Annotated in this window: 21 protein-coding genes and 1 pseudogene; 10 read left to right on the plus strand and 12 right to left on the minus strand. The window is 41.0% G+C overall.

Annotation, left to right across the window (positions count from 1 at the left end; genetic code table 11):
* Window positions 1–17 precede the first annotated feature (17 nt).
* Window positions 18–581 carry a hypothetical protein gene (locus QOL44_RS11005; protein WP_283401184.1) on the plus strand — a complete coding sequence of 188 codons (564 nt, stop codon included), beginning with the start codon at window positions 18–20 and terminating at the stop codon, window positions 579–581.
* Window positions 582–656: 75 nt separating this feature from the next.
* Here QOL44_RS11005 and haoB read toward each other — a convergent pair whose 3' ends face one another.
* From haoB to QOL44_RS11030, 5 genes are all read right to left on the minus strand, one after another.
* Complete coding sequence (haoB, locus tag QOL44_RS11010) at window positions 657–1574, minus strand: hydroxylamine oxidation protein HaoB (protein ID WP_258042259.1); 918 nt, start codon at window positions 1572–1574, stop codon at window positions 657–659.
* Between the two features lie 84 nt (window positions 1575–1658).
* Entirely contained in the window at window positions 1659–3806 is a 2148-nt protein-coding gene (locus tag QOL44_RS11015) for a multiheme c-type cytochrome (protein ID WP_009061861.1), read from the minus strand.
* A gap of 170 nt (window positions 3807–3976) precedes the next feature.
* Window positions 3977–4228 carry a hypothetical protein gene (locus QOL44_RS11020; RefSeq protein WP_045086455.1) on the minus strand — a complete coding sequence of 84 codons (252 nt, stop codon included), beginning with the start codon at window positions 4226–4228 and terminating at the stop codon, window positions 3977–3979.
* Between the two features lie 308 nt (window positions 4229–4536).
* Window positions 4537–4839 (minus strand): hypothetical protein, encoded by a 303-nt coding sequence (locus tag QOL44_RS11025; protein WP_134391405.1) that lies wholly within the window; start codon window positions 4837–4839, stop codon window positions 4537–4539.
* A 346-nt stretch (window positions 4840–5185) separates the two neighbouring features.
* Window positions 5186–5689, minus strand: a complete 504-nt coding sequence (locus QOL44_RS11030; protein WP_009061864.1) for a YdbL family protein — start codon at window positions 5687–5689, stop codon at window positions 5186–5188.
* 222 nt (window positions 5690–5911) lie between these two features.
* Between QOL44_RS11030 and QOL44_RS11450 the strand changes: the two are divergent.
* Both QOL44_RS11450 and QOL44_RS11455 read left to right on the plus strand, forming a co-directional pair.
* A pseudogene (locus QOL44_RS11450) lies at window positions 5912–6517 on the plus strand (IS607 family transposase); the annotation flags it as partial.
* A gap of 29 nt (window positions 6518–6546) precedes the next feature.
* Entirely contained in the window at window positions 6547–6711 is a 165-nt protein-coding gene (locus QOL44_RS11455; RefSeq protein ID WP_449244413.1) for a helix-turn-helix domain-containing protein, read from the plus strand.
* A 932-nt stretch (window positions 6712–7643) separates the two neighbouring features.
* On the opposite strand, the gene QOL44_RS11035 is transcribed toward QOL44_RS11455, so the two are convergent.
* Window positions 7644–8321, minus strand: coding sequence for a hypothetical protein (locus QOL44_RS11035; protein ID WP_009061869.1), 678 nt, complete (start codon window positions 8319–8321; stop codon window positions 7644–7646).
* Between the two features lie 60 nt (window positions 8322–8381).
* Here QOL44_RS11035 and QOL44_RS11040 point away from each other — a divergent pair, with 60 nt between their 5' ends.
* Window positions 8382–8897: an NUDIX hydrolase gene (locus QOL44_RS11040; protein WP_009061870.1), complete on the plus strand. Its 516-nt coding sequence runs from the start codon at window positions 8382–8384 to the stop codon at window positions 8895–8897.
* Here the strand turns inward: QOL44_RS11040 and trhA are convergent.
* From trhA to QOL44_RS11070, 6 genes are all read right to left on the minus strand, one after another.
* Entirely contained in the window at window positions 8892–9518 is a 627-nt protein-coding gene (gene trhA / locus QOL44_RS11045; RefSeq protein ID WP_009061873.1) for a PAQR family membrane homeostasis protein TrhA, read from the minus strand. The two genes, QOL44_RS11040 and trhA, sit on opposite strands and share 6 nt — an antisense overlap.
* A 108-nt stretch (window positions 9519–9626) precedes the next feature.
* Window positions 9627–10796 carry a lipocalin-like domain-containing protein gene (locus QOL44_RS11050; protein WP_009061874.1) on the minus strand — a complete coding sequence of 390 codons (1170 nt, stop codon included), beginning with the start codon at window positions 10794–10796 and terminating at the stop codon, window positions 9627–9629.
* Window positions 10797–13349 (minus strand): ABC transporter permease, encoded by a 2553-nt coding sequence (locus QOL44_RS11055; RefSeq protein WP_009061876.1) that lies wholly within the window; start codon window positions 13347–13349, stop codon window positions 10797–10799.
* 23 nt (window positions 13350–13372) lie between these two features.
* Complete coding sequence (locus QOL44_RS11060; protein ID WP_009061878.1) at window positions 13373–14050, minus strand: ABC transporter ATP-binding protein; 678 nt, start codon at window positions 14048–14050, stop codon at window positions 13373–13375.
* Window positions 14047–15396 carry a CHASE2 domain-containing protein gene (locus QOL44_RS11065; protein ID WP_009061879.1) on the minus strand — a complete coding sequence of 450 codons (1350 nt, stop codon included), beginning with the start codon at window positions 15394–15396 and terminating at the stop codon, window positions 14047–14049. Before QOL44_RS11065 ends, QOL44_RS11060 begins: the two co-directional genes overlap by 4 nt.
* Before the next feature lie 136 nt (window positions 15397–15532).
* Window positions 15533–16477 carry a hypothetical protein gene (locus tag QOL44_RS11070; protein WP_009061881.1) on the minus strand — a complete coding sequence of 315 codons (945 nt, stop codon included), beginning with the start codon at window positions 16475–16477 and terminating at the stop codon, window positions 15533–15535.
* A 171-nt stretch (window positions 16478–16648) separates the two neighbouring features.
* Between QOL44_RS11070 and QOL44_RS11075 the strand changes: the two genes are divergently transcribed.
* The 6 genes from QOL44_RS11075 (at window position 16649) to QOL44_RS11100 (ending at window position 22426) form a co-directional block, all read left to right on the plus strand.
* On the plus strand, window positions 16649–17383 hold the full coding sequence (locus QOL44_RS11075) for a MotA/TolQ/ExbB proton channel family protein (RefSeq protein WP_009061883.1): 735 nt from the start codon (window positions 16649–16651) through the stop codon (window positions 17381–17383).
* Between the two features lie 22 nt (window positions 17384–17405).
* Window positions 17406–17834 carry an ExbD/TolR family protein gene (locus tag QOL44_RS11080; protein ID WP_009061885.1) on the plus strand — a complete coding sequence of 143 codons (429 nt, stop codon included), beginning with the start codon at window positions 17406–17408 and terminating at the stop codon, window positions 17832–17834.
* Window positions 17835–18156: 322 nt separating this feature from the next.
* Window positions 18157–18723, plus strand: a complete 567-nt coding sequence (locus tag QOL44_RS11085; protein ID WP_166791423.1) for an energy transducer TonB — start codon at window positions 18157–18159, stop codon at window positions 18721–18723.
* A 465-nt stretch (window positions 18724–19188) separates the two neighbouring features.
* Window positions 19189–20334: a PD40 domain-containing protein gene (locus tag QOL44_RS11090; RefSeq protein ID WP_009061891.1), complete on the plus strand. Its 1146-nt coding sequence runs from the start codon at window positions 19189–19191 to the stop codon at window positions 20332–20334.
* A gap of 115 nt (window positions 20335–20449) precedes the next feature.
* Window positions 20450–20989 (plus strand): OmpA family protein, encoded by a 540-nt coding sequence (locus tag QOL44_RS11095; protein WP_009061893.1) that lies wholly within the window; start codon window positions 20450–20452, stop codon window positions 20987–20989.
* Between the two features lie 66 nt (window positions 20990–21055).
* Window positions 21056–22426, plus strand: coding sequence for a replication-associated recombination protein A (locus QOL44_RS11100; RefSeq protein WP_009061894.1), 1371 nt, complete (start codon window positions 21056–21058; stop codon window positions 22424–22426).
* Window positions 22427–22444: the final 18 nt, after the last annotated feature.

Here is a 22444-nt window from a genome sequence, read left to right on the forward strand (position 1 = left end):
TTAGTCTGTTTTTCTTTTTGATTAAGGAACCCTTTTATGGAGAAGAAACCGCCGAACCACAAATACCACGTCTTCCAATCCCTTCTCCTCCTGGTTATCAAGAAGAACAACAGTCCAATGCCAATGGGACAAACGCAAACCGTGAAAACGAAAAACTGATCTTTCCTCCAGCACAATACGCAAAAGAGCCTTTAAAACCGCCTCCTGGCATTATTGTAGAAGACTATATAGGGCATAGAGCTGTTGACAAGCATGGGAGTGGATGGGGTTGGGTTAAAAAACCAAACGAAGACTGGAAAGATGCTCATTGGATCGCTCTAAAAGAAACACCTGGTGGCATTGTCGCTCCTTGGAGAAAGCTTAAAAAAAAGACTGCTGATGATAATTTCGAATATCGGATGAAAGGCTACATTGCCGATTATAAGGTGTATGATCCCCATACAAACGAGTTACTAGAAGTATTTGTTCCGGAAATGATCGAACCCATTGGTCCAGCAAAACCTTTAATAAGGAAGCCTGGCCCTCCTTCTCGATTTGCTCACATTCCTGAAGAATGGAATCCTAGGAGAAGAGTCCAGTAAATTTTCCATCGAACCGTCATTATAACGCTTCTAGCTCAAAAGCGATGGGGATCAACAATAGAGGCCGGCCTTAGGCTATTCCAATGCATAAAACTGTAGATAGCCTCCCCATGAAGATTGATAGAGAAGTTTTACTCTAGGAAGAGGGTTGGCAATGGAAGTAGTTAAAGGCAAAAGTCTTCCAAGTAAGGTTTCTTTAGCTTTTTTGTCCGCCCTCCAAACCAATATGTCATGCGAAGGTAATTCTTGGAGCATATATCCAGCAGATTCCTTCTCATTGACCCATTTCATAACAGTAGGAATTAATCCATGAATGTCTGTTCCAGCCCTTGGAAAAACCCGCCAATCGTATCCCATTGATTGAGGGGATTGGCCAAAAGCCAAAGCCAAATTAGAAATATCTTCGGTAGTGATGCATAGATATAGGGGACGACCCGCCGGTAAGGCTTTTTTCAAAATTTCCAATCCTTCTAAAGCATTGGCAGCATAGGATTTTGCTAAAATGCTTAATCGATTTGTTTCTTTTGGAGCTCCAAACATTTCTTCAAGCATCTTCAATCCATCTTTTGGGATTACTGTCGAATCATAGCTTTCAATCCATATTTCCTTTCCTGTGAAGAGTTTTAACCTTTGTGAGACATCCCACCACCCTATGAAAAGGGCATTCGATGGAGCATGTGCGTTAACCGATCGCATGGCCTCTATCCATATTCGACCAAGCACATCGTCTATTTCCGAACCAATCGGTTTTGGAGGGAAAATCCTAGCAAAACAGCTCGTATTTTGCGAGTCAAGATACTGTGCGATCCAAAAATGGCCTTTATTTCCAAAAGTATAATGCCAATATTTTTGGACTGGGAAAAATGTAGGCAAGGATAAAAATTGGGAGTCTTTCGTTTCAATTTTAATCAAGGGTTCAGGTTTTTTTTCGTGATGATTCCAAAGGCTTTGGAGGATTAACACAATACCACCAGCAAAGAGAATCAATCCCAAAAAAATGGGTCCCCTTTTTTTTAGAAAAAAATTTTTGGCTTCTTCTGTAGGCAATTTTCTCGAATCAAAAAATAAAATTTATAATTACTCTTTTTTCCTTTTATTCCCTAAGCTTTTCCCAAAAGATGAACTTATAAGGATAACCCCAGCACTTGATCCAATAATACCAAAAAGGAGTTTTACTTTACTAGATAAAAGAGAGGAATGATCTCCTGGTGAAAACTGAGATTCATGGGGTTTATTTCTTAACCTTGTATTTTCATCCATAATCTCCGTATATCTTTCAAGCAACACTCCCCAACCAGCCGAATACGTAAAACCTCCGGGATTGGCATGCATGAATCCCTTATAGTGTTGAATCATGTCATGCTCCCACATATTAGCATACACTCGCTCAACATGACTCGGATTGTTTCCCTTAGCCCAAAAAAGCTGGAAAAAAGCACCAGGAGCATCCTTTTCGGGAGGAGGAGGGGCAGGACGGTTCGTTTTTTGTCCAACCAACAGTCCATCCTTATAAAGAGCTTCGATAACTTTTTTTGCTTCTTCCTGAACTTTCAATCCATCGAAGATCGCCTGATCGGCTGTCTCTAACCATTCCCCTGCAAACCTAGCAGAATGGCAAGCCGAACAAGTGCTTATCCAATCTTCTTTCCTTTGTTGATACCAAGGCTGTTTCTCCTTAATCCCCTGGGCAATTTCAGGGGTGGGATTAAAGGCCCAACGCACTTTTCTTACCAGATTGTGGCTATACTCCCCATGATATTCGAAATGGCAACTCGCACAGGTTGGAGCGGTATAACCACCCTTGGCGATAGCATCTTTTAAAGGAACATCAAAATTCCAATTCTTACTTTGAGCCTGAAAAATGATCCCATGCTTTGAAAGCATATAATTTTCAAATTCATTATGGTCAACTCCATTATGACAGGTTGCACATGAAAGAGGATTACGAGCCTCTGCAGCTGAAAAACTATGCCGGGTGTGGCATCCATCACAGCGATTCTGTTGATAATGACACATATCGCAGCCTTGAGCTACGGCTCTTTCGGGCATGGCTGCCCAAGCTGCCAAGTTCACATTTGCTTCCCAATCAACTGCATGGGATGGATGACCTTGAGGCCATTCATTATGAGGCCAGATTTGTTTACGTTCGGATTCTGATTCAGCAAATTGTCGCACATGACAACTACCGCATGTCACTCGATCAGGCATATGAAGATCGACATCATGACGTATTTTCTGTGCGCCTATGGATCCATGACAGTCGATGCAAGAGACCTCTTTAAGCTGTTCATGATTTTTGAGTATTCCTTGAGAATGAAGTTGTTTTTCCACCTCTGCTAGTTCTTTCTTTTTATAAGCTTTAGGATCCTGATCAGGGAGTTTTCTTATTGCCTCAAGATTACCATGTATACTTTTTTCCCAAGCATGGAATACTCCTGGGGTTACAGTTTTATGGCAGGCCAAACAATCTGACCGACTGACTTCGCCTTTGATACTTTGAGGCGGATGATAAAAGTTTTTTGGATTCCAATACATTTCCATTGGAATCGGTTCCCAATACTGCGCATGAATTCCTTTCCCTGGATGGGAGGCATCATAATTTTTTATTAACTCTTTGAGATCTTCTTCTCTCTTATTGACGTAGGAACTAGAAAGGTTGCGAGGTCTTAAAGCTAATACCGCCGAAGGACTTAACCCTTTTTTTCTTTCTTTTTTGATATCATCCAGGCTAATAAATGACTTTTCGGAAGCCAGCTTCCCTTTGTTGCCCCAGGCAGATAAAACATAGTTGAGGACATCAGCTAGCTGTTGATCATCGAATACATTTCCCCAACCAGGCATTGAGCCATTGTATTGTTGAGTATCGACTTGAATGGGACCTTCAAGACCATAGAGAACAACATCGATAAGATATTCTTTACCATTTTTTGAGTTTACAATATTCGGCACATGTCCCACAAGAGGGGGGAAAGATCCGACTAATCCTTGTCCACTTTGTTGATGGCAACCAACACAACTCCGGCTGAATACTTCCTGACCACGAATAAATTCCTTTTGTTCTTTTTCCCTTGAAAACGAGGGCTCTTCAGCCAGTACATACTTCGCAGTGAGATTTTGCAACCATTTATCCAAAACACTTTTTCCCTGAGCAGTGTTTTCTTGGGCAACAAGACTGCTCAAATAACAAAACAAGAGAAAAAAAAGAAAGCCAAATGCCCATTTCATCGGTTTTCAAAATATTTGGAATTTATCATAGTTAGCTTCCGCGAAATCGCAAATAATTTTAATTATTTTGACACACAACTGGCGCCGGAATACCCATCCCCATTAGTGAACCTGGATGATAGCGCCGCATTCAAGTATTTGAGCCATTTGGCTTGACATTCCACAATGTATCAACGAATGACTTCCGTTGATAAAATCCCAGCCATTCCCACATAGTAGGCTTGCTTCCATAGATGTTCCCGGCAATGCCCAATGTTTTTGGGCTTTGGAAACCGTTCTTGAGAATCCCGCAGGACGTGTAATCCTTGAGGAGTCTGGCGATTGTTGAAGGTGACCAACGAGGCAGATCTGATACGAAGCAATGCCTGTGGTCGATGTCCGTTTGCAAGGCTGGCAGCAGAAAGCTGTGTTACTGGCAACATTCGGCAATCATAGCCTTACAGGATGCTTTTATCTCGGCAGAGAGAATTCTGCGAAGGTATTCTGGTATCCATACTAAGTGCTAGGCGAGCAGATAATGCGCCCATCACGTTTTTCCACTTTGCAATGTATCAGTCATAGCGTGAAGATACCAGCAATGGAACGGATCCGCCCCCAGCTTGGCTCTCAAGCATATCCGCCTGCAAGATCCTCTGGAATGACCAGCCCAACGAATGGCACCTAAGCCTGGTTGAATCGACAGTCGATTAGGACTCGCAAGGGGCCACGGAAAGACATGCACCGGTTGGCCTTAGACAGATACACCAGGCCACCGTAGTCTCCAACAATGGGAATGCCCTGGTCGATTCTGAGCGAGGGCTGCTCCGCAAAGGCATCCGTAAGGTCGTAAAGTACTGCCAGTATCATTGAATTCAGTCCATATTCGCTGGCAATCTGGATGACGGACGCCATCACAACCAGCGGATGAGCCAGTGGGAATACGGCAAGAAGTTAGAAGATAGACTATTTGATACAGAAGAGAGAGCAAGCCCGTATCGTGTGCTTCACCGATGACAAGCAATGCGGGTCCTGCCGGTGTCCGGAAGGCGGCCATTGCCATAGGTCAATTTGGCGGAATTAGCGTTGCCCGAGATGAAGCTTTTAGGGCCACCGGGATGCGGTCAGCGGCGTCAACCTCTACGCGCTCGCCTTCGGTCAGGTGCTGCCGTACCCAAGGGTATCCCGTATCTGCGATACAGTCCCCTGCGAGGGCGGGCTGACGGGATGAACAACCGGCAGCCGGGAGGCAGTAGTAGGCTGGAGACTGGCCAGAGCTGTCTAGCTGAAGCCCCACCAGTTTGTCGGGGGCTAAACGGGAACTCTCACAAGCCGTGCATATCAGCTAGAAGCTCACTCGCTTTAGCAGGTTAAGAGTGTCACTCAATACAAAAGATTTGATTTTAGAAGAGGTCTTCGGTTTTTGTTTTCCATCCTTCTTCCCCTTCAATCATTTCCCCCTTGAAGGCTCTAGATTGCCATTTTTGCCCATATTCTTTTTCTATTTGTGATATCTCTTTCCCACTTCTTTTTGCCTCTAGATTATAGAGGATTTGTCTGTCACGATTTTCTTCGTCAACGATTTTTTGAATATAATTTCTGTATTCCTCATCTTCGGTACTCTTGACTATATGAAGATAGCCATCTTTTCCTTCTCCGATCATTCTGTTGTTTTTCAATGTTTGAATTTCACCCATTCTCATTCTTCTTCTTTCCTGTATGGAATGATAAGAATAAAAAGATTGCTGAATAGGTGGGCTTTTTACATTTATAGAAGCATTAACATCATAAAGCTTGGGTTGCTTGGGAGATATTCGCACAGAACGACAGCCGTTTGTAATAAAGAGGAGAACAAAAAATACACCAATCCACAAAAACTTAGCTCTATATTCACCGTCTGAGCCCATGATTATCCGTTTAACAGGAAGCCTCTACAAGAAGCAAGGGGATAATTGCGGATAAGTCTATATGGAGGCAATTTCAAAAAAATCATTATTGCAAAAAAAGAAAGGTTCTTCCTTTGGAATCACATAGCGATATCCAGAGAAGACTTAAAAAAAGTTTGAACAGTTTCCATAAAAATCGCACTTTGTTGCGCATTAATTTCTAGCTTGATCCTGTCATGCAAGATGGTCAGCATTCAAGAGGCTGCCCGAGTTCTTGGGGAGGGTCTGCCCAAACGCATCGGCGATGGGAACGCGAGGACAAGCTTTTGCCTCTTACTCGCACGGCAGGTGGACATCGTCGTTACGTTCTTGCGCGGTTGCGCACAGAGCTATTCCGAGCCGAAGTAAGCCGGCGTACTATTGCCTATCCCCATGTTTCCAGCTACGATCTGAAGGACGAGCTGGAAGGGCAGGAACAGATGCTTGGCTGTTCAGTGCCTGCCAGGGCTAGCCGTTTGAGGTCGTTGCGGATGTAGGGTTCGGCATGAACTCACACACGAATGGCATCAAGCAGCTGCTTGACGCCATTATCGCTGACGAGATTGGGTGGCTGGTCATCCTCCATAAAATCGGCTGTCGCGCTTTGGAGCAGAACTGGCCTTCGCCACCTGCGAGGCAAAAAACGTGGAAGTGGTCCTTCTCAACCAAGGCAAGGAGTCGATCTTTGAGGTAGATTTGGCCAAGGGGGTGCTGGAAATCATCATGTTGTTCAGCGTTTGACTATACGAGAGTCACTTGCGCAAGAACCAAAAGCTATTGGATGGTGTCAAAAAAGTCGTGGAGGAATCCCAGCCATACACGCCGCCCACACAATCGCGCTGGACCCAAACAATAGGCAATCCACCTGCTTTGCCAAGGCAGCTAGAACCACGAGGTTCGCCTACAACTGGACGCTGACCGAGTGGCAGATGCTATATACAGGGTGGAAAGCCGAGCACCTACCTACCCAAGCCCTCGCAGCCTTCCTTACGCTGTCAGCTTAACGCCATGAAACGCGAGCATTTTCCCGCGTGGATGCTCGAAGTTGCCAAAAACGCACCACAGATGGCAATTAGGCAGTTGAAAGCCGCCTGCAAGAACGTCTGGGCAAGACGCGCAAAGTACCCGAAGTACTGTAAGACAGGCGTGCCTGACTGTTTTACCTTGACCAACGACCAGTTTTCCCTCGACGGGTGCCGTATCCGCATACCCAAACTGGGTGGGGTAGGGAGGCAGTAGTCGTTGCCTTTCACAGGCAAGATCCTATCCGCAACCGTCTTTTTGGTGGCGGACCGGTGGTTTGTCAGCATCACTGTCGATACGGACGCTATCGGTCTGCGAACCGCCGAAAACCAAGTCGTCAAGAGAAAATCGAGCTGTCGGACAATGCTCTGGTTCCCAAAGGGACGAGGTTGCTGGTGTCGGAGAATGAGAAAAGGCAAGAGCCAAGTTGTCCAGGCTCTATGTCCGCATCTCCAATATCCGGCAGTACGTCTGACACAAGCTCATCTCCAACCTCACTCGAAGGTTGCATCCCATTGTCATCGAAGAGTTGCATGGCGCGAGAGGATGAAAAAAGCCACCCTGGCTCGGTCCATTGCCGACAGGAGTATTTTCGAGTTCCGGCGACAACTGGAACAAGGCGAAATGGCGTGGGGGAGGGTACCAGTGAACCTGCCTGGACTGTAGAGCCCTCCAGGAATGGGGCGTGAAGGCTGCTAGAAATCTACTGGCGTATGGCTTGGCAGTACTATGCGGCTCTACGGCGAGTTCCGCTGGATGTGAAGCCTGGAGAGAGCAAGGTTCTGGCAGTCATCACAAGAGGGCGGTGAAACCAGCCTCGATGGAGCAGGAAATCAGCTTTGTTTCTGCTGGCTAGCAGAAATGAGTAAGTCTGACGAAACGGAATAATTGGATCTTTCTAATAATCGTAGGGTTAAGGAGATATATCAGAAAAGTGAAAAAACTGCTCCTGAATTTCATTCAAAGCAAATCGCACTTCTTTAAAGGCAGAAGAAAGAAAGGAAAAAATACCTTGCAAGCTATTTTTTTGAGCTTCCGGATAACTTGCTGCTAGGGCATAACTCCTCATGCCAAGGCTTTCATAAAATTCCATACCTGGCGAGCCATTCCAACATCGTTCTATATTTTCTTTAAATAGACCACAAACAAATAGAGAATAATCGGCGATAAAATGATGCAGTCGATAAGCCTGCACGGAACCTGCCGTTTTCTCCAAAGATAAAAGCAAATCAGACATTCTCACAAAATTTCTTCGACTCCCTAGTCGGTAGAAAGGGGCTAACGAATCCATTTTCAAAAATCGCATTAGAAGTTTTGCAATATAGGAAATTAATTCTTGATTTTTCAGTCCTCTTTTACCCAAGGCAAGTTTACCTAAATACTGAAAATAGAGTTGAGCAGATATGGGGATAGGACTCGGGGCTTCAAGGATATATCTTTTTATGGACTCAAAATCCAAAATCTGGTCAATCTTTTCAGGTTCTTGCTTAAGGAGATGGATTAAAGCTATCTTCTCTTTTCGGTTTTTCCCAAGTTTTTGTGCTAGAACTTCAATATCTTTTTCGGTTATATGAGTAACTTTTGGGTTCATTTCAATAATTTATTAAGCAGTTTTAATTCCAGCATCAAGAAGCTATTTATATTTATTATTATGGAAGAATATTTTGATATCGTTGATGACAAAGATAAGATCATTGGGAAAGATACTCGGCAGAATGTGCATTTAAAAAAACTTAAGCACCGTGCTGTTCATATTCTTTTACAAAATCAAAACAAAGAAGTTTTTCTTCAAAAAAGATCTCCTCTCAAGGATGTAAATCCTAATTGTTGGGATTCCTCTTGTAGTGGTCATGTGCTTTCGGGAGAAGATTATGATACGGCAGCTCACAGAGAGTTAACCGAAGAACTTGGTTTGCAACTTGATCAACCATTAATTAAACTCTTCAAATTATCTGCGGATGCAAAGACAGGAAATGAATTTATTTGGGTTTATTTAGGGTTTTCAAACGGTCCCTTTCAACTCAATCCTCAAGAAATTGCAGAAGGCAACTTTTATTCCTTTTCCTGGATAAACTTCAAATTAGCAACTGAACCTGAATCTTTTTCCAATGCCTTCGCCCATATATGGCAATGTTTCACCGGTTATAAAAAATGCCATCTGTTATGAAGGAACTAATGAGTACACCATGAGATACATAAAAAAGCTTCCGAGGAGAACCATTAGATGCCAGAGATTATGGAAATTAAAATTCCTGCTTTGAGGCCATTTGAGCATGTAACTGAAAGCACCAATTGTATAAACTATTCCCCCACTTAATGCATAATCCAAAGAAACTTTGGAAAGATGGATTCTAGGCAAAAACAAAACCCCTACCCAACCCATTCCAAGATAAAATCCTGTATATAACCATCTAGAAGGATAGGGAAAAAAAATTTTAATAAGAATACCAGTTATCGCTATCGACCACATAAGGGCAAGTAGCATTACCCTGTATTCCTTATCGGCAGCCTTTACAATAACAGGTGTATAAGTAGCCGCAATGAGAATATAAATCGAACAGTGATCAAGTTTTCTAAAGGAGGGAAGCATTTTAGAAGTAATATCTAAAGCATGGTAAAGGCTACTGGAGACAAACATGAAGGTCAAACTGAGTCCATAAATCAGATTATCCAGTGGATTGATAGAATTGCGAAGATCTTTAAAGAAGAGAACTTCAAGGCCTATGATAGAGAGCATGGCCCCAAAAACATGCGAATAGGTATTAAAAGGCTCTCTGATTTTTTTCACTATGTTCGTTCCTGATGTTTCATAAAAACTGAATAGCTTTGAGCGAACTTTTTCTCTCTATAGGACAATATAAGAAAATACTATTTTTTTTAAAGGGCAGTTGGAATCTTATTGAGGCTCTGTTTGGGTTTGTAAAGAATAACCGAAAGCTTCTTGCAAGGGGGAAGCATATCCTGTCAGTTCGACATACCCTTCTCCATGGACAGGTATGCCCTCCTTTTCTCCTTCAACGCTTACGGCTCCCTCCCAATAAGCAAGAAAACCTAATTGGTGCAGAACAAGCTCTTGGGAAGCCATTTTGGGTTTAACTATAATTTCAATCGGCGGATCAAATAATTTAATCTTCCAACCAGCTGGATATGTTGCTTTGGTATTAGGACTTTTCCAAAAAGCGATTCGATCAACGCTAAAATCTTCTTTTTTGAGAATTCGAACATTATTTTTCCCTACCCATGTTCCTCCAGAATTCGAGTCGAAAGCTCCTTCTTTTGTCCGCAAACAATAAAGCATGAGTTCTTCATTCCCATCCAGCTGTATGGCAAACCAATCCCACCCCACTTCGTTATTCCCAAGTGAATTTGTAGTAAATTCATGATCAAACCAACTGGTCCCATGAACGAGCCATTCTCTGTTTGAGATCCGTATTGATCCATTGGTCATGAGCCTGGTAAAGGAATAGTAATAGGAAGCACATCCCTTTTGATCGGCTTTTTTACTCAGTCCATTTTCACCATGTAAAACTGGAGGTTTGCAAGCTTCTAGATTAAGATCAATGGCAATCTCGCCCTCATTAGCATGGATATGAAACTTTTCTTTTGTGTTGTCTATAGTTCGCAGTTCCCATCCTCTAATCCATCCACCCATGCTTCCTTCTAGGACGCCTGCAAGCTCCAAAGCTCCACGATCAGCTCTTTCATAGGCATAAAACTTCTTTCTCCGGATATCACTCAAAGCAAAATGAGCAAAATAAATATCTCTGAGCCCCCACTTGCTTATTTTTTGGGGTGGAGAACTAAAAATACCTTGCCTGAATAATGTCCATTGAAATCCAAAAGGCTCTCTATTTTCGCCATAGAGATTCCCAGTAAAATACCACCACTCTGTTTTAAATTCTCGATGAGCTCCATGATCTCTTGGGAAAACCCATGCCCATGGTTGATCCACTATTTTCCATTCTTGTTGGGCATATAGAAAGGCTCCTGCATGCCAAAAAACCGAGCAGAAGAAGGCTATAATAGGAGAAAAAAAAGGAAAAAAATATTTTTGAAACCTAGGCATTTATTCCATCCTCAGATTTTTTGCAATGTTGTCCTTGGATAACTGATAGGCAGGCAGAAGAGAAGCCATGATAGCAATGATAAGAACGGCAAAAGGTAGCCAGAAGATTATGGCCCAAGGAGTTGACCAGTCGATAGTCCAACCAAAAAAGGACCTATTAATCACATAAGTCAACACAACGGCTAGGGCAAATCCAGCTATGACCCCAAGAAAAGAAGCAATAATGCCTACGAGGCCAGATTCACCTATTACCAATGTAAATACCATCGATTTAGAAGCCCCAATCGAACGCATAACTGCTATTTCTCGACTTCTTTCGGAAGAAAGAATTAATAAATTAAAAAATATTCCCGCCGCCGAGACCAGTAAGCTGGTAATCTTTAGTAGATTGGTGATAGAAAAAGTTTGGTCGAATATCCGAAATATTTCAGTTCTTAGTTGCTCATTAGAATACACGATGTAATCTCCAACTGCTTGAAGCTTTTTATCTAAGTCTTTTTTTACTTCCTGTGCTTCCTTTGGATTTTTCAAATACAAAGCTAAACTATTGCTAGTATTGATATTCCAAAATCTAATTAAAGTTTGTCGATCCAGCAGCACAAGGCCAAATTCGGTCGTAAAATCCTTAAAAACGCCAAAAATTTCAAAGTTGATCATTCCTAAACCCGTCTTAAGAGTTATCACATCTCCTTCTTTAAGACCAAATTTTCTCGACAAACTTTCATTAATAAATATTCGATTGGATCCAGTTGCTTGTCTAAAAAGTTCTTTAGGATTTCCTCTTCTAAACTCTAGATTGTTTTTTTCTGCAGCCACAGGAAAAGAAATCGAGGAAATTTTTATGGGAGAATTTCTAAATTCAGATCTAAATTCATAATAACGGTCCACGGATTCTATTCGGTTATCGTTTTCGATCAATACTTCTGCATCCCTTGAAAGAGATTGATGGATACCACTAACCAGATTCGCTGCAGTCGTAACAAACAGATCGGCTCTGACACTTTGTTTCAGCCATCCATCAACTGTGTAACGAAAGCTCTTTATCATGATGGAAACGCTAATGACCATCGCAAGAGCAGTAAGAAGAGCACCAACGGTCAAGACATTTCGATGCAAAGATCTACTAAAATGCGACATGATCAGTTTCAAGAGAATATGCTTAGGTTGCGACAACCGAACGATGAGTTGGCAAACCAAAGGAGAGAGGAAAGCAAAAGAAAGAATGGTAAATAGCGCAGCTCCAAAACTAAGAACCGAAAGGTTTTCTTTAAAACTAAAATATGAAAAGAGAAACGCAAGCAACAGGGAGAGGCCAACGCCTAGGAACCAAAACAATCCAAATCTATGTACTTTTTCTTCTAAAGTGGCTACAGAAAAGGCTTGCGAAGGAGGGATTTTAGAAGCTTCCATCGAAGGGAAAAGGGAAGCGACTCCTACAGCTAATAGACCCATTCCTACAGCAAGAATAAACTGGATGGGAGAAATAAAAATATGTTCAATACTAGACAAAAGATAAAGAGAAGTAAGACTGGAAGAGACCCAGCTAATAAGCTTAGTGGAAAGGAAGTAGCCAGCCGGTATGCCAATAGCAATACCAATCAGTCCTATTAGCATTGATTCACCAAGGCATGCAATGATGATTGCTTTTGGCCCAACACCCAGGCAACGTAATAAGGCAATTTCAGACCTTCTCCTGACGACCCCTACAAGTACAGTATTATAAATTATAAACATTCCTACAAACAAGGAAATTAAAGAAAGGGCCGTTAAATTAAGCTGGAAGGATCCAAGCATTTTTTCAACTTTTAAGGTTCTTTTCTCAGGAGTTTGTACCATTACCGAGGAGGGGAGCTCCTCTTGAAGAGCTCGGGCGATCTCCATACGATTACTTTGGGATTTGATTAGACAGCTGATTCGTGTCAATTTGTTAGGCATATGGAATATTTCCTGGGCATTAGCAATGTCCATCACCGCAAGATGTTCGTCAGAACCGATTGCCCCTGATTCCATCTCCAAGAATGAATGCACTTTTAATCTCACAATCCCTTCGGGAGTCCGAAGGTGTATGGTATCCCCTAGCTTTATACCAAGTCTTTGCCCCAACTTTTTGTTTATCCCTACCGCTCTAGAATCTTTCAAAAAATCGAGAATATCCTCTTTTTTGTTTACCCCCGATGCCAACTGAAAATTCCTAATAGGTTGATCAGTCAGAAAATCCACTCCGACCACATCAAGATATTCTCCTGGATATTTATCCAACATAGACACCTGTTCGAGAATGGGGGTAGCCACCTCAACAGATGGTTTTTTCAGAACATCAGCTAAGATCTTCTCATCAAAAGGATAACTCTCAGCGACAATTTCTAGGTTGGCTTTACCCGCAACGAGGTCTATCGAGGCCTTGAATGACTCCAATGCCGAGTGGTTGATCAACTGAATGGCAACGAAATTTGCTACCCCCAAAGCAATACAAAATACGTTCAATAGAAAAAGATAGGGATGGCTTATGAAATACCGAAAGCTATGATGAACAAAAATCTTCAATAAACCCATTATTTTAAACTCGGTATCTGGTATTAAGAGATAAGATAGCCGTCTTTCATCTGCAAGATTCTGTCCGTGGCTTTTGCCACTTCCAGACTATGGGTAACCATAAGTAGGGTCAGTTGATATTGTTCTACAAGTTTTCTAAGAAGATATAAGACTTTTTGGCTCGCCTCTGAATCTAAATTACCTGTAGGCTCGTCAGCCAATACAATTTTTGGTTTCATAACCAAAGCCCTAGCCAAAGCAACTCGTTGCATCTCTCCCCCAGAGAGTTGATGAGGATAATGATGGGATCTATGAGAAAGGCCTACTTGTTCCAATAGCTCTTTAGCCCTAGAGGAGGCTTCCAAAGGAGAGACCCCCTGCAAGAGGGCAGGAAGCATAACATTATCAAGGGCAGTAAGAGTAGGCAGCAGATTAAAGAATTGGAAGACAATACCAAGGATACTGCCTCGCAATTTGGCCAATTTTTCTTCCTTTAACAAATGAAAGGGATAGCCATCCACATAAATCTCCCCTTGGGTTGGAGTATCAATTCCGGCAATTAAGTGTAGCAAAGTGCTCTTGCCACAGCCACTAGGCCCAACAAGAGCGATAGATTCTCCAGGATAAATTTCTAGATTTGCTTTCCTCAAAGCCACAGTTTGTACTTCTCCATTCCAATAACATTTGGATACATCCTGAACGCTTATAATAGGGTTGTTCATTGATCAAATTTTGATCCATCATGCAAGAACTTTTTCTCTATTCTTTCTAAGGCAGCTTCTACTCTTTCCAAATGAGGAGATTTTAAGGAAATCACATGGAATTTCCAAAAACGAGCTGATAGTCCACATAATATAACCCCTAAAGACACAAAAAGAAAAGAAGCTAAAGGGAATACTAGGTTAAACAGTATAAATCCTGCAACGGAAGAGCCCACAACAGTTCCAAATAAAACTAAAAATAAGCCTAAAGCTTTAAGAAAGGAAAAGCGGACAAATAATCTTGGAGCTAAAACAGAAAATAAAAAAAGGAACACAAAGGCCACTCCTTTAGGTGTTCTTCTTAAAAAATCTCCTTGGACTATCTGTCTTGCAGCTTCTAATTTGATTTCCACAGGACTCATCTTCCCCATATCCGTCTCTATCCAGTTGATAACAGCAGGATCAGTCACCCCAAGCCATACCTGCTTTCCATGAAGCAAATTAAGATCAAAAGCTGGTTTAATCCCTCTAGCCATTTGATCAGCATAAAGCAAAAAATCATCATATTTGATTCGAATGATTCCAGAGGGAAACCGCTTAAACCTCAACTGCATTCGCCCCTCCGAATCTAATGGAATTCTTCTTAAAATATTTCCTGTAGAGTTGCGCAAAAGAAAAGCTTTATTCAACCTTGCTTCTGAATTTCCTATGGATGCTTGCATGTAAGAAGCAGCAGCAACTAAAGTCAGAGAAGGAACTAAGCTGTCCTTGAGCTGAAAAAAAAGAGGCACAGCTCTGATTTTGCGGTTTGTGCCAACTCCTAGGTTATTGATTCCTACTGGATTGCCTTCGGTCAGATCAGTCGATGGCCAGAATGCCGATCCATACTTCGGTAAGAAGCTTGGATCTCCACGAACCATAAATTTTTCAAAGAGGAACTGTTGAGGTGCCAAAGACTCTGTCTTAAGGGCAGCCCCTGCAAAACATACCCTATTTAACCTGTTGATTAATGATCGGAATGTTTCGTCAAAACTATCCAATCTTGGCCCTCGATCTGTAAATAAAATATCCAAAACCACACTTTGAGGCATTTGAGGAATCAAACTTCTCAAAAAAAGAGAATATTCTAATCGTGGCCATGGCCAAGGCCGATCAACGGGAATTCTATCAATCTCGACTAAAACGAACTGTGTGTCTTTGGCAGGAGTGGGTAAGTATTCCTGTAAATGAACAACCTTTTCTTCTATAGCATTGAAGAGCCCCACCCAACAAAATGTGCCAATGGCAGAACCCCAGAAAAATCCTAAAATAGAAGCAAGTAGAAGCCTTTTTTCTATTTCGATAGGAACTCTATTTAATACAGCCATTTAATAATGAAACCACATTGAAAAAACAGTTTTCTAAGAGTATTGACCTGGTTTCTTTCTATTTACTTATGAAACAACCAAGTGATTTAATTTGAATATTTAGAACCAAAATGTCCAGAAAATAACGAGCCCATCTTTATTTTTTCTTTGTGAGTTTTTTCTTACTACGCTTCTTCTTTGTTTTATTTTTGAAAAGGACCCGATTGGCTTCTAGCTTCCAACCCCTCATTTTATCATTCAATTTGTTCAATTCTTTTTTCTTTTCCTTTATCTTTTCATTGATCCAAATTTTTATTTTTCGAACATACTGCCTGTCGATTTGGCACTGAGAAAATCCCCAGGCTGGATGGCCTAAGCATCCTTCCAATTCTTTCTTTTTTTTTTGAAGCGTTTTATCCAATACGACAATTCTTTTTTGAATGAGAGCGATTGGGAGAGCCTCGGTTTGCTTTTCTTCCAAGTAACAGAGGGATTCTAGTAATTCTAAATCTTTTGCTTTGTATGCCATTTGGGCAGCATACCACCTTTCCATTTTCTCTGGAGAAACGGAGTTGTTGGCATCAGGATGAAGAAGCCGAGCAATCGTTCTAAATGCTGCTTTAATCTTGGATTCGCGAGGATTTCTTTTCCGATTATTGTCTGGGATCTCTTCTGTTTTTTCGTTGTTTGGAAGACTATCAGCACAAGCAACATGTGAGATTATGTTGGATAATTTCTTATTTTTTTTCTGTAAAAGAAAATGATACGAAATGGCTACACTGCGGTTATGCAACAAACTATCCAGTTCCACTTCAAATATAAATTGTTTTAAGTCATTGATTCTTAGCTCGATATCTTTTAATTCAGCTGTTTCTTTGGGAAAGGTCGACTCTAGCCAAATGGTATATTGGGGCTTTTCAACAGATAGAAACTTTTGCAGTTTGCTTTGGACATTTTCCAGTTCTTTCTGGAGATACAAATATCTAATTTGCCAATTTTGCCTGATTTTTTTGTCGTCTATAGCAACGAGAGAAAAAGAATCTTTATTTTTATTTAAAGTCTGACGGTAGAATGGAGAAATGATTGGTTTTTTCCCTTTCATCAAAGGAGATTTAAAACAATCTCCGAGGCAAAAAGATTAGAATGTTTAAAAAAAAAAGCAATCAAACAATTAAAAATCTACCAAAGTAATTCATGTCTTGAGAAAAGATGGATCTTTGCTTTATTTTTTAAAAACCTTTCTCTCTTTGACTACTCACTTGCAATAAAAAGAATGAACGCGTTTTTTTTTCAAACTTCTGGTTTGTTTTTTTCTTTTGAAAAAGCAACCATAGCCACTAAGCTCATTCTCCTATTCCTTTTAGGTGTTTCATCCATTAGCTGGACTGTACTTTTAATAAAACTTTGGCAAATCCACTCGGCCAAAAAACAGAGTCGCAAATTTTTGCGTAAGTTGAAAGTCTCCTCAAAATGGCTAGGCATTTTTTTAAGTAAAGAAATTTATCCAGGCTCTCCTCATCACGCCATCTATATGACTGGATGTAAAGAATTGTTTAACCTATACCATGGACTATCTGATCCCATGGAGGGATATTCTGAAAAATCTCTTTTAAAAATAAAAATTCCAGAAAAATCTCTCAAATTAATTCAGGGAGCTATTGAAAGAGAAATTGGCAATCAGCTACTCCAGTTAGAAGATCAAATGATTCTTCTTGCTACAGCAGCCAGTGGAGCCCCCTTTATAGGCTTATTGGGAACAGTATGGGGGGTGATGGATGCATTTGGCGATCTAGCTCTTTCTGGAAAAGCCACTTTGGCTACAATGGCTCCTGGAGTTTCAGGCTCACTATTGTCTACTGTAATGGGACTTTTAGTTGCTATCCCTGCGCTTTTCGGATATAACTTCATTGTCGCTACTATCAAAGCCCTGACTATCGATTTGGAAAATTTCGCAACGGAAGTCTTAAGTGAAATAGAAAAAAGATTTGTGGCGGAGGACTCCATCTGATCTTGTAAGAGAGTCAGATAAGATGAAAAAATTCTCAAGTAAATGGCGGTATACTGGATTTTCAGAACTGAATGTTACCCCTATGCTTGATTTTGCCTTTACCCTAATGATTATCTTTCTCATTACTACTCCGTTACTCGAACAAAATCTCGATATTTCTCTACCATCTCTCAACTCCAAAAAAGAACCCACTTTTTCTAGAAATCCTTTAGTTTTAGAAATACACAAAAATGGGAAAATAGTATGTGATAATATCCCAGTGGATAAGCATAATCTAGAGAAGATACTTTTGGAAAGATTACAAAAAGATCCTGAACTGACGGTATCTCTTAAAATGGACAAGGACCTAAAGTATGAAGAATTTTTGCCTTTTGTAGAAATACTCGAAAAAGCTGGAATAAAAAGGATAGGCCTTGTTCACAATGTCGATGAAAAGCAAACAATCCGATAGTAGACAAAAAAAATTACCATTTGGATTCCACGCTGCTTGCCTATATGTACTCCTTTACATTCCTCTCTTTTGTTTCTTTACCCAATAGCCTATGTATGTAACGCATAGCCAAAAAAATAAAGATTTGCACAAAAGGCATCTTTTTTGGAAAATATTTCTCCTAGTTGCTAGCCTTCACCTTGCTATCATCTTTTGTTTTTTTTTAATCCATTCTTTTAACAAACCTGCTCAACCAAAAACTTCCTATTTCCAATTCATGCCCTCGTCGCCTTCCCATGAGCCGTCAAATGTAAAATTGCATGCAGACAATACCTCAAAAGAAATGACTAAAAAAGCAGAAAAAACCAACGCTTCTTCTTTTGGAATCGCAGAAGAGAATCATTCCAAATTTTCCTCTAACAGAAACACTATCAAAAGTTCTCAACGGAAACATTCCGTTGCCGACAAAGAATTAAAAAGATCCGATTCTTTGCCTCAACCGAAGCATACGGTTGTGCCCGATCTGACCGAAGTCACTAGAAAAATCCCAATCCAGCCTAAAACTAGTTCACTGGAAGAAAACAAAAATAAGAATTTTGCTAATAATGAACCGGTAACGACCGGCACCGAACCAGGGGATTATGAACGATATTATTTGCTCATTCGTGAAAAACTATATTCTCTATGGGATCAACCAGTAGAGCTTTTGGGACTTGGACTTTCCGCTACTATTGAAATGACAGTGGAAAGTAATGGGAAGGTGCGACAGTTTAAGCTTCTTCAAAGTTCCGGAAACGAAAAATTTGATCAAAGCGCCCTAGAGGCAATAAAAAAACTAGAAAGCATAGGAGAGCCGAGGCCTTCGACTATACCAGAAGTAATCACTGTCAAATTCCAAATGGCAGAATGAATCTTTTCGTTCTTTGGCTCTCATCGTCTTTTATCCCATCGTGCATAGGATAGTTGAAATGCGTTTGACAAACTGGAAGGAGGGGATAAAAAGATTAGAGAAAACGATTCAGGATATCAGTCAAAACTTGACATTAATAAATACTCAGTTCTTTCTCTTTTTATTCCGATTTGTTAGAGTGGAAAAGCCTAAGAGAAAACACATCACCCCAATTAGAGGACAAGACTTAGTGCATGACTGAAGAAATTGTTCTATACTTCCAAGAGTGCCTTTTCAAACTCAAGCAGAAGGGATTTTTTTTATTGAAGCAATATCTTTGGAAGGCATACCTCTCCAAGAGAGAGAGTCAACTCCAACTCTCTAGAGAACAGCATATCCTTCCATGGTAAGCATACGAAAGAACAAAGGGCTTATGCAATGGAAAGCCTATTTCAGGCCACATAAAAAAAAGGATCTTTTTTAACAATGACCCCTTTGCTTTTGATTTTTTATTTTTTTATTATCCTTTTTGGTAAGCTCTATGCGCAGGTTGAAGTAACCGGTGGCAAAGTCAAACTATCCTTGGGATCATTCGTTGGGAAAGAGGCTGAAGCCTGTCAAAGAATAATCTCAAAAGACTTGCTGCAGACCATGCTTATAGATGTTAGTGCTGCGGGTAACGAACGCTATATAGTTTCAGGGAGAATTTCCGGCAACGTTCTTGAAGGCATCCTTCTAGATAGAACCAAAAAAGAGGAACTCATTCATAAAACTTTTGCTGGAGGAGATATTAGGCAATCTTCCCATCTATTCTCAGATTCCATTTTAGAAGCATTAACTGGTGTTAAAGGCTTTGCTAACTGTAAAATAGCCTTTATATCATCAGATACTGGATTTAAAGAGCTCTATTTGATGGACATGGATGGAGCAGGTCTACAGCGGCTCACTTCTGACAAAACCATTAGCGCGCATCCCCGATGGAGTCATGACCGTACGATGATCGCCTATACTTCCTATAAAAGCGGTTATCCTGACGTCTACTTAATCAAACTTTCTAAGCATTCCAGGGTTCGATTCGCCTTTTTCCCTGGAGTCAATTCCGGTGCTTCCTTCTCCCCTGATGATAAAAATTTGGCTTTAACCCTAAGCAAAGATGGCAATCCAGAAATTTATATCATGTCCATAGAGGGAGGTACTCCCAGACAACTTACTCGGAATAGAGCCACAAATACCTCACCCTGCTGGTCCCCAGATGGGAGTCAGATCGTTTATACCTCTGATGAAAGAGGAAGTATTCAACTTTTTATAATTCCTTCAGAAGGAGGAACCCCAAAACGACTGATTACAGGCAACACCTACAGTTCAGAGCCAGACTGGTCAAGGGATGGGAAAAAAATTGCTTTTAGTGCAAGGATTGGAGGCCTATTTCAGATTGGAGTTTATGATTTAAACAAACAGGAAGCGTCGATTCTTACCACGCAAGGTGGAGAAGATCCATCATGGACTCCAAATTCACGCCATCTTGTTTATGAATCACATGGCTCTTTGTATTTATTAGATACAGTCAGCCGACAGACTATAAAAATTGATTGTGAACTGAAAAATTGTTATCAGCCGGCGGTCTCTCCATAATTTTCAAAAAGTCTACTCTTTTGCCTTTACAAGGTTTAGTGATTGGCAATAAAAATCATAAAAAATTTGAAAATAAGCCCCTTTATCCATTCTTTTTTGTTCCTCAGGCGGTATTATGAAAAGGCTTCTCCGTTTCGCTAACTGCAATCCTTCTTTTCTTTTTTTCTTGTTTGCTTGTCTTTTTGTTATTAGCTGGACAGGATGCGCCAAACACCCTAAAGGAAAAGAAAAACCAACAGCAGAAGAAGAATTTCTTGAAAGTTCTCCTTTACCAAGTCGCGGGGCATTCAATCCCGATTTTGATGTTGATTATTCACCATTTAAAGACCAAACGATCTATTTTGCCTTCGACAGTTCTGCTATTCCAGCTACTGAAAGAGGAAAAATTGAAAAAATAGCCCAATGGATGAACGAGCATCCAGGGGATTCCATTCTTCTCGCTGGACATTGTGATGAAAGAGGAACTGAAGAATATAACCGTGGACTAGGGGAAAGAAGAGCCATTGCCGTTAGGGAATATTTAGTGGGACTAGGAGTGGCTCCGGAAAGAATACATACCATATCTTATGGGAAAGATCGGCCCGCAGCCATTGGACATACGGAAGCCGATTATGCCAAAAACCGCCGAGTTGAAATTGGATTGATTCGCAAATAGGCTTTTTTGTCTGCTCAAGAAATTCTTTTTTTGCATATTCTATTTTCTTTGATTCTATTTCGATTAATGCAAGAATTGTTTGACTGGCAGGAAAACGAAGAGAGACAGCCCATTAGTCCGACAGCTCCTCTAGCAACAAAAATGCGTCCTAGATCCCTAGAAGAGCTTGTTGGCCAGGAAGAGATTCTTTTGCCCGGGAAGCCCCTTCGAAGACTCATAGATGCAGACAGGATTCAATCGATCATCTTATTTGGCCCCCCGGGAACAGGAAAAACGACGCTGGCAGAAATTATCGCTAAAAAAACGAAAAGTTTTTTTGAAAGACTAAACGCTGTGGAAGCTGGGGTAGCTGATTTAAGAAAAATTCTAAACAAAGCCTCGACACGCTGGAAAGAACAAAAAAGGGGGACCCTTCTTTTTATCGATGAGATTCATCGATTTAACAAATCGCAACAAGATGTCCTCCTTCCAGATTTGGAAACAGGTACCATTAAATTAATAGGAGCAACTACCCATAATCCAAGTTTTTACTTAACAGCCCCATTGCTTTCCCGTTCCCAACTTTTCGAATTTAAAGCTTTATCAAAAAAATCGCTAGAAATTCTCCTAACCCGTGCACTCACGGATAAAGAGAGGGGATTGGGCAACTATGAAGCTAAAATTGATAAAGCAGCCCAAGAATTATTATTGGATATCTGTGAGGGAGACGCAAGACGCCTACTTAACTACATTGAGGTGGCTGTGCTCTCCTCTTTTCAAGAAAATAAACAACCCTTAATCATTGGTATTGATGTTATTGAAAATCTAATCCAGAAAAAAACTCCACGCTATGATCACGGCGAAGACGAGCATTACGACACCATCTCCGCCTTTATTAAATCAGTGCGTGGCAGCGATCCAGATTCTGCTATTTATTGGCTTGCCAAAATGCTTGCAGCAGGCGAAGACCCTAGATTTATTGCTAGAAGACTAGTGATCCTTTCGACCGAAGATATTGGGCTAGCAGACCCCAATGGCTTAACGGTGGCCATGGGGGCCTTCGATGCGATTGAAAAAATTGGCATGCCTGAAGGAAGGATTCCCCTTGCTTTTGCAACTATTTATCTCTGTTTGTCTCCAAAAAGTAACTCTGCCTATAACGCTATAAACAAAGCTATGGAGTGGGTGGAGAAAAAGGAGACAGTTGAAGTCCCTCAATTTTTAAAAGATACCCATTATTCTTGGGCAACAAAGATGGGCCGAGGGATAGGCTATCTCTACAGCCACGATTTTAGGGAAGCCATTAGCCCTCAACGATACGGTATGAAACCAGGAACTTTTTACTCTCCAACGGATCACGGAAAAGAAAAAGAATTTTCAGAAAGATTGAAATACATAGAAAGCTTAAGAAAACAAAACAATCCGATGAATATTTCTGCCGAGGATTCGATGACTTAGAGCGACTTTTTTTACAAC

Origin of the sequence: Candidatus Methylacidiphilum fumarolicum, assembly GCF_949774925.1 — a bacterium.
Classification (GTDB): domain Bacteria; phylum Verrucomicrobiota; class Verrucomicrobiia; order Methylacidiphilales; family Methylacidiphilaceae; genus Methylacidiphilum; species Methylacidiphilum fumarolicum.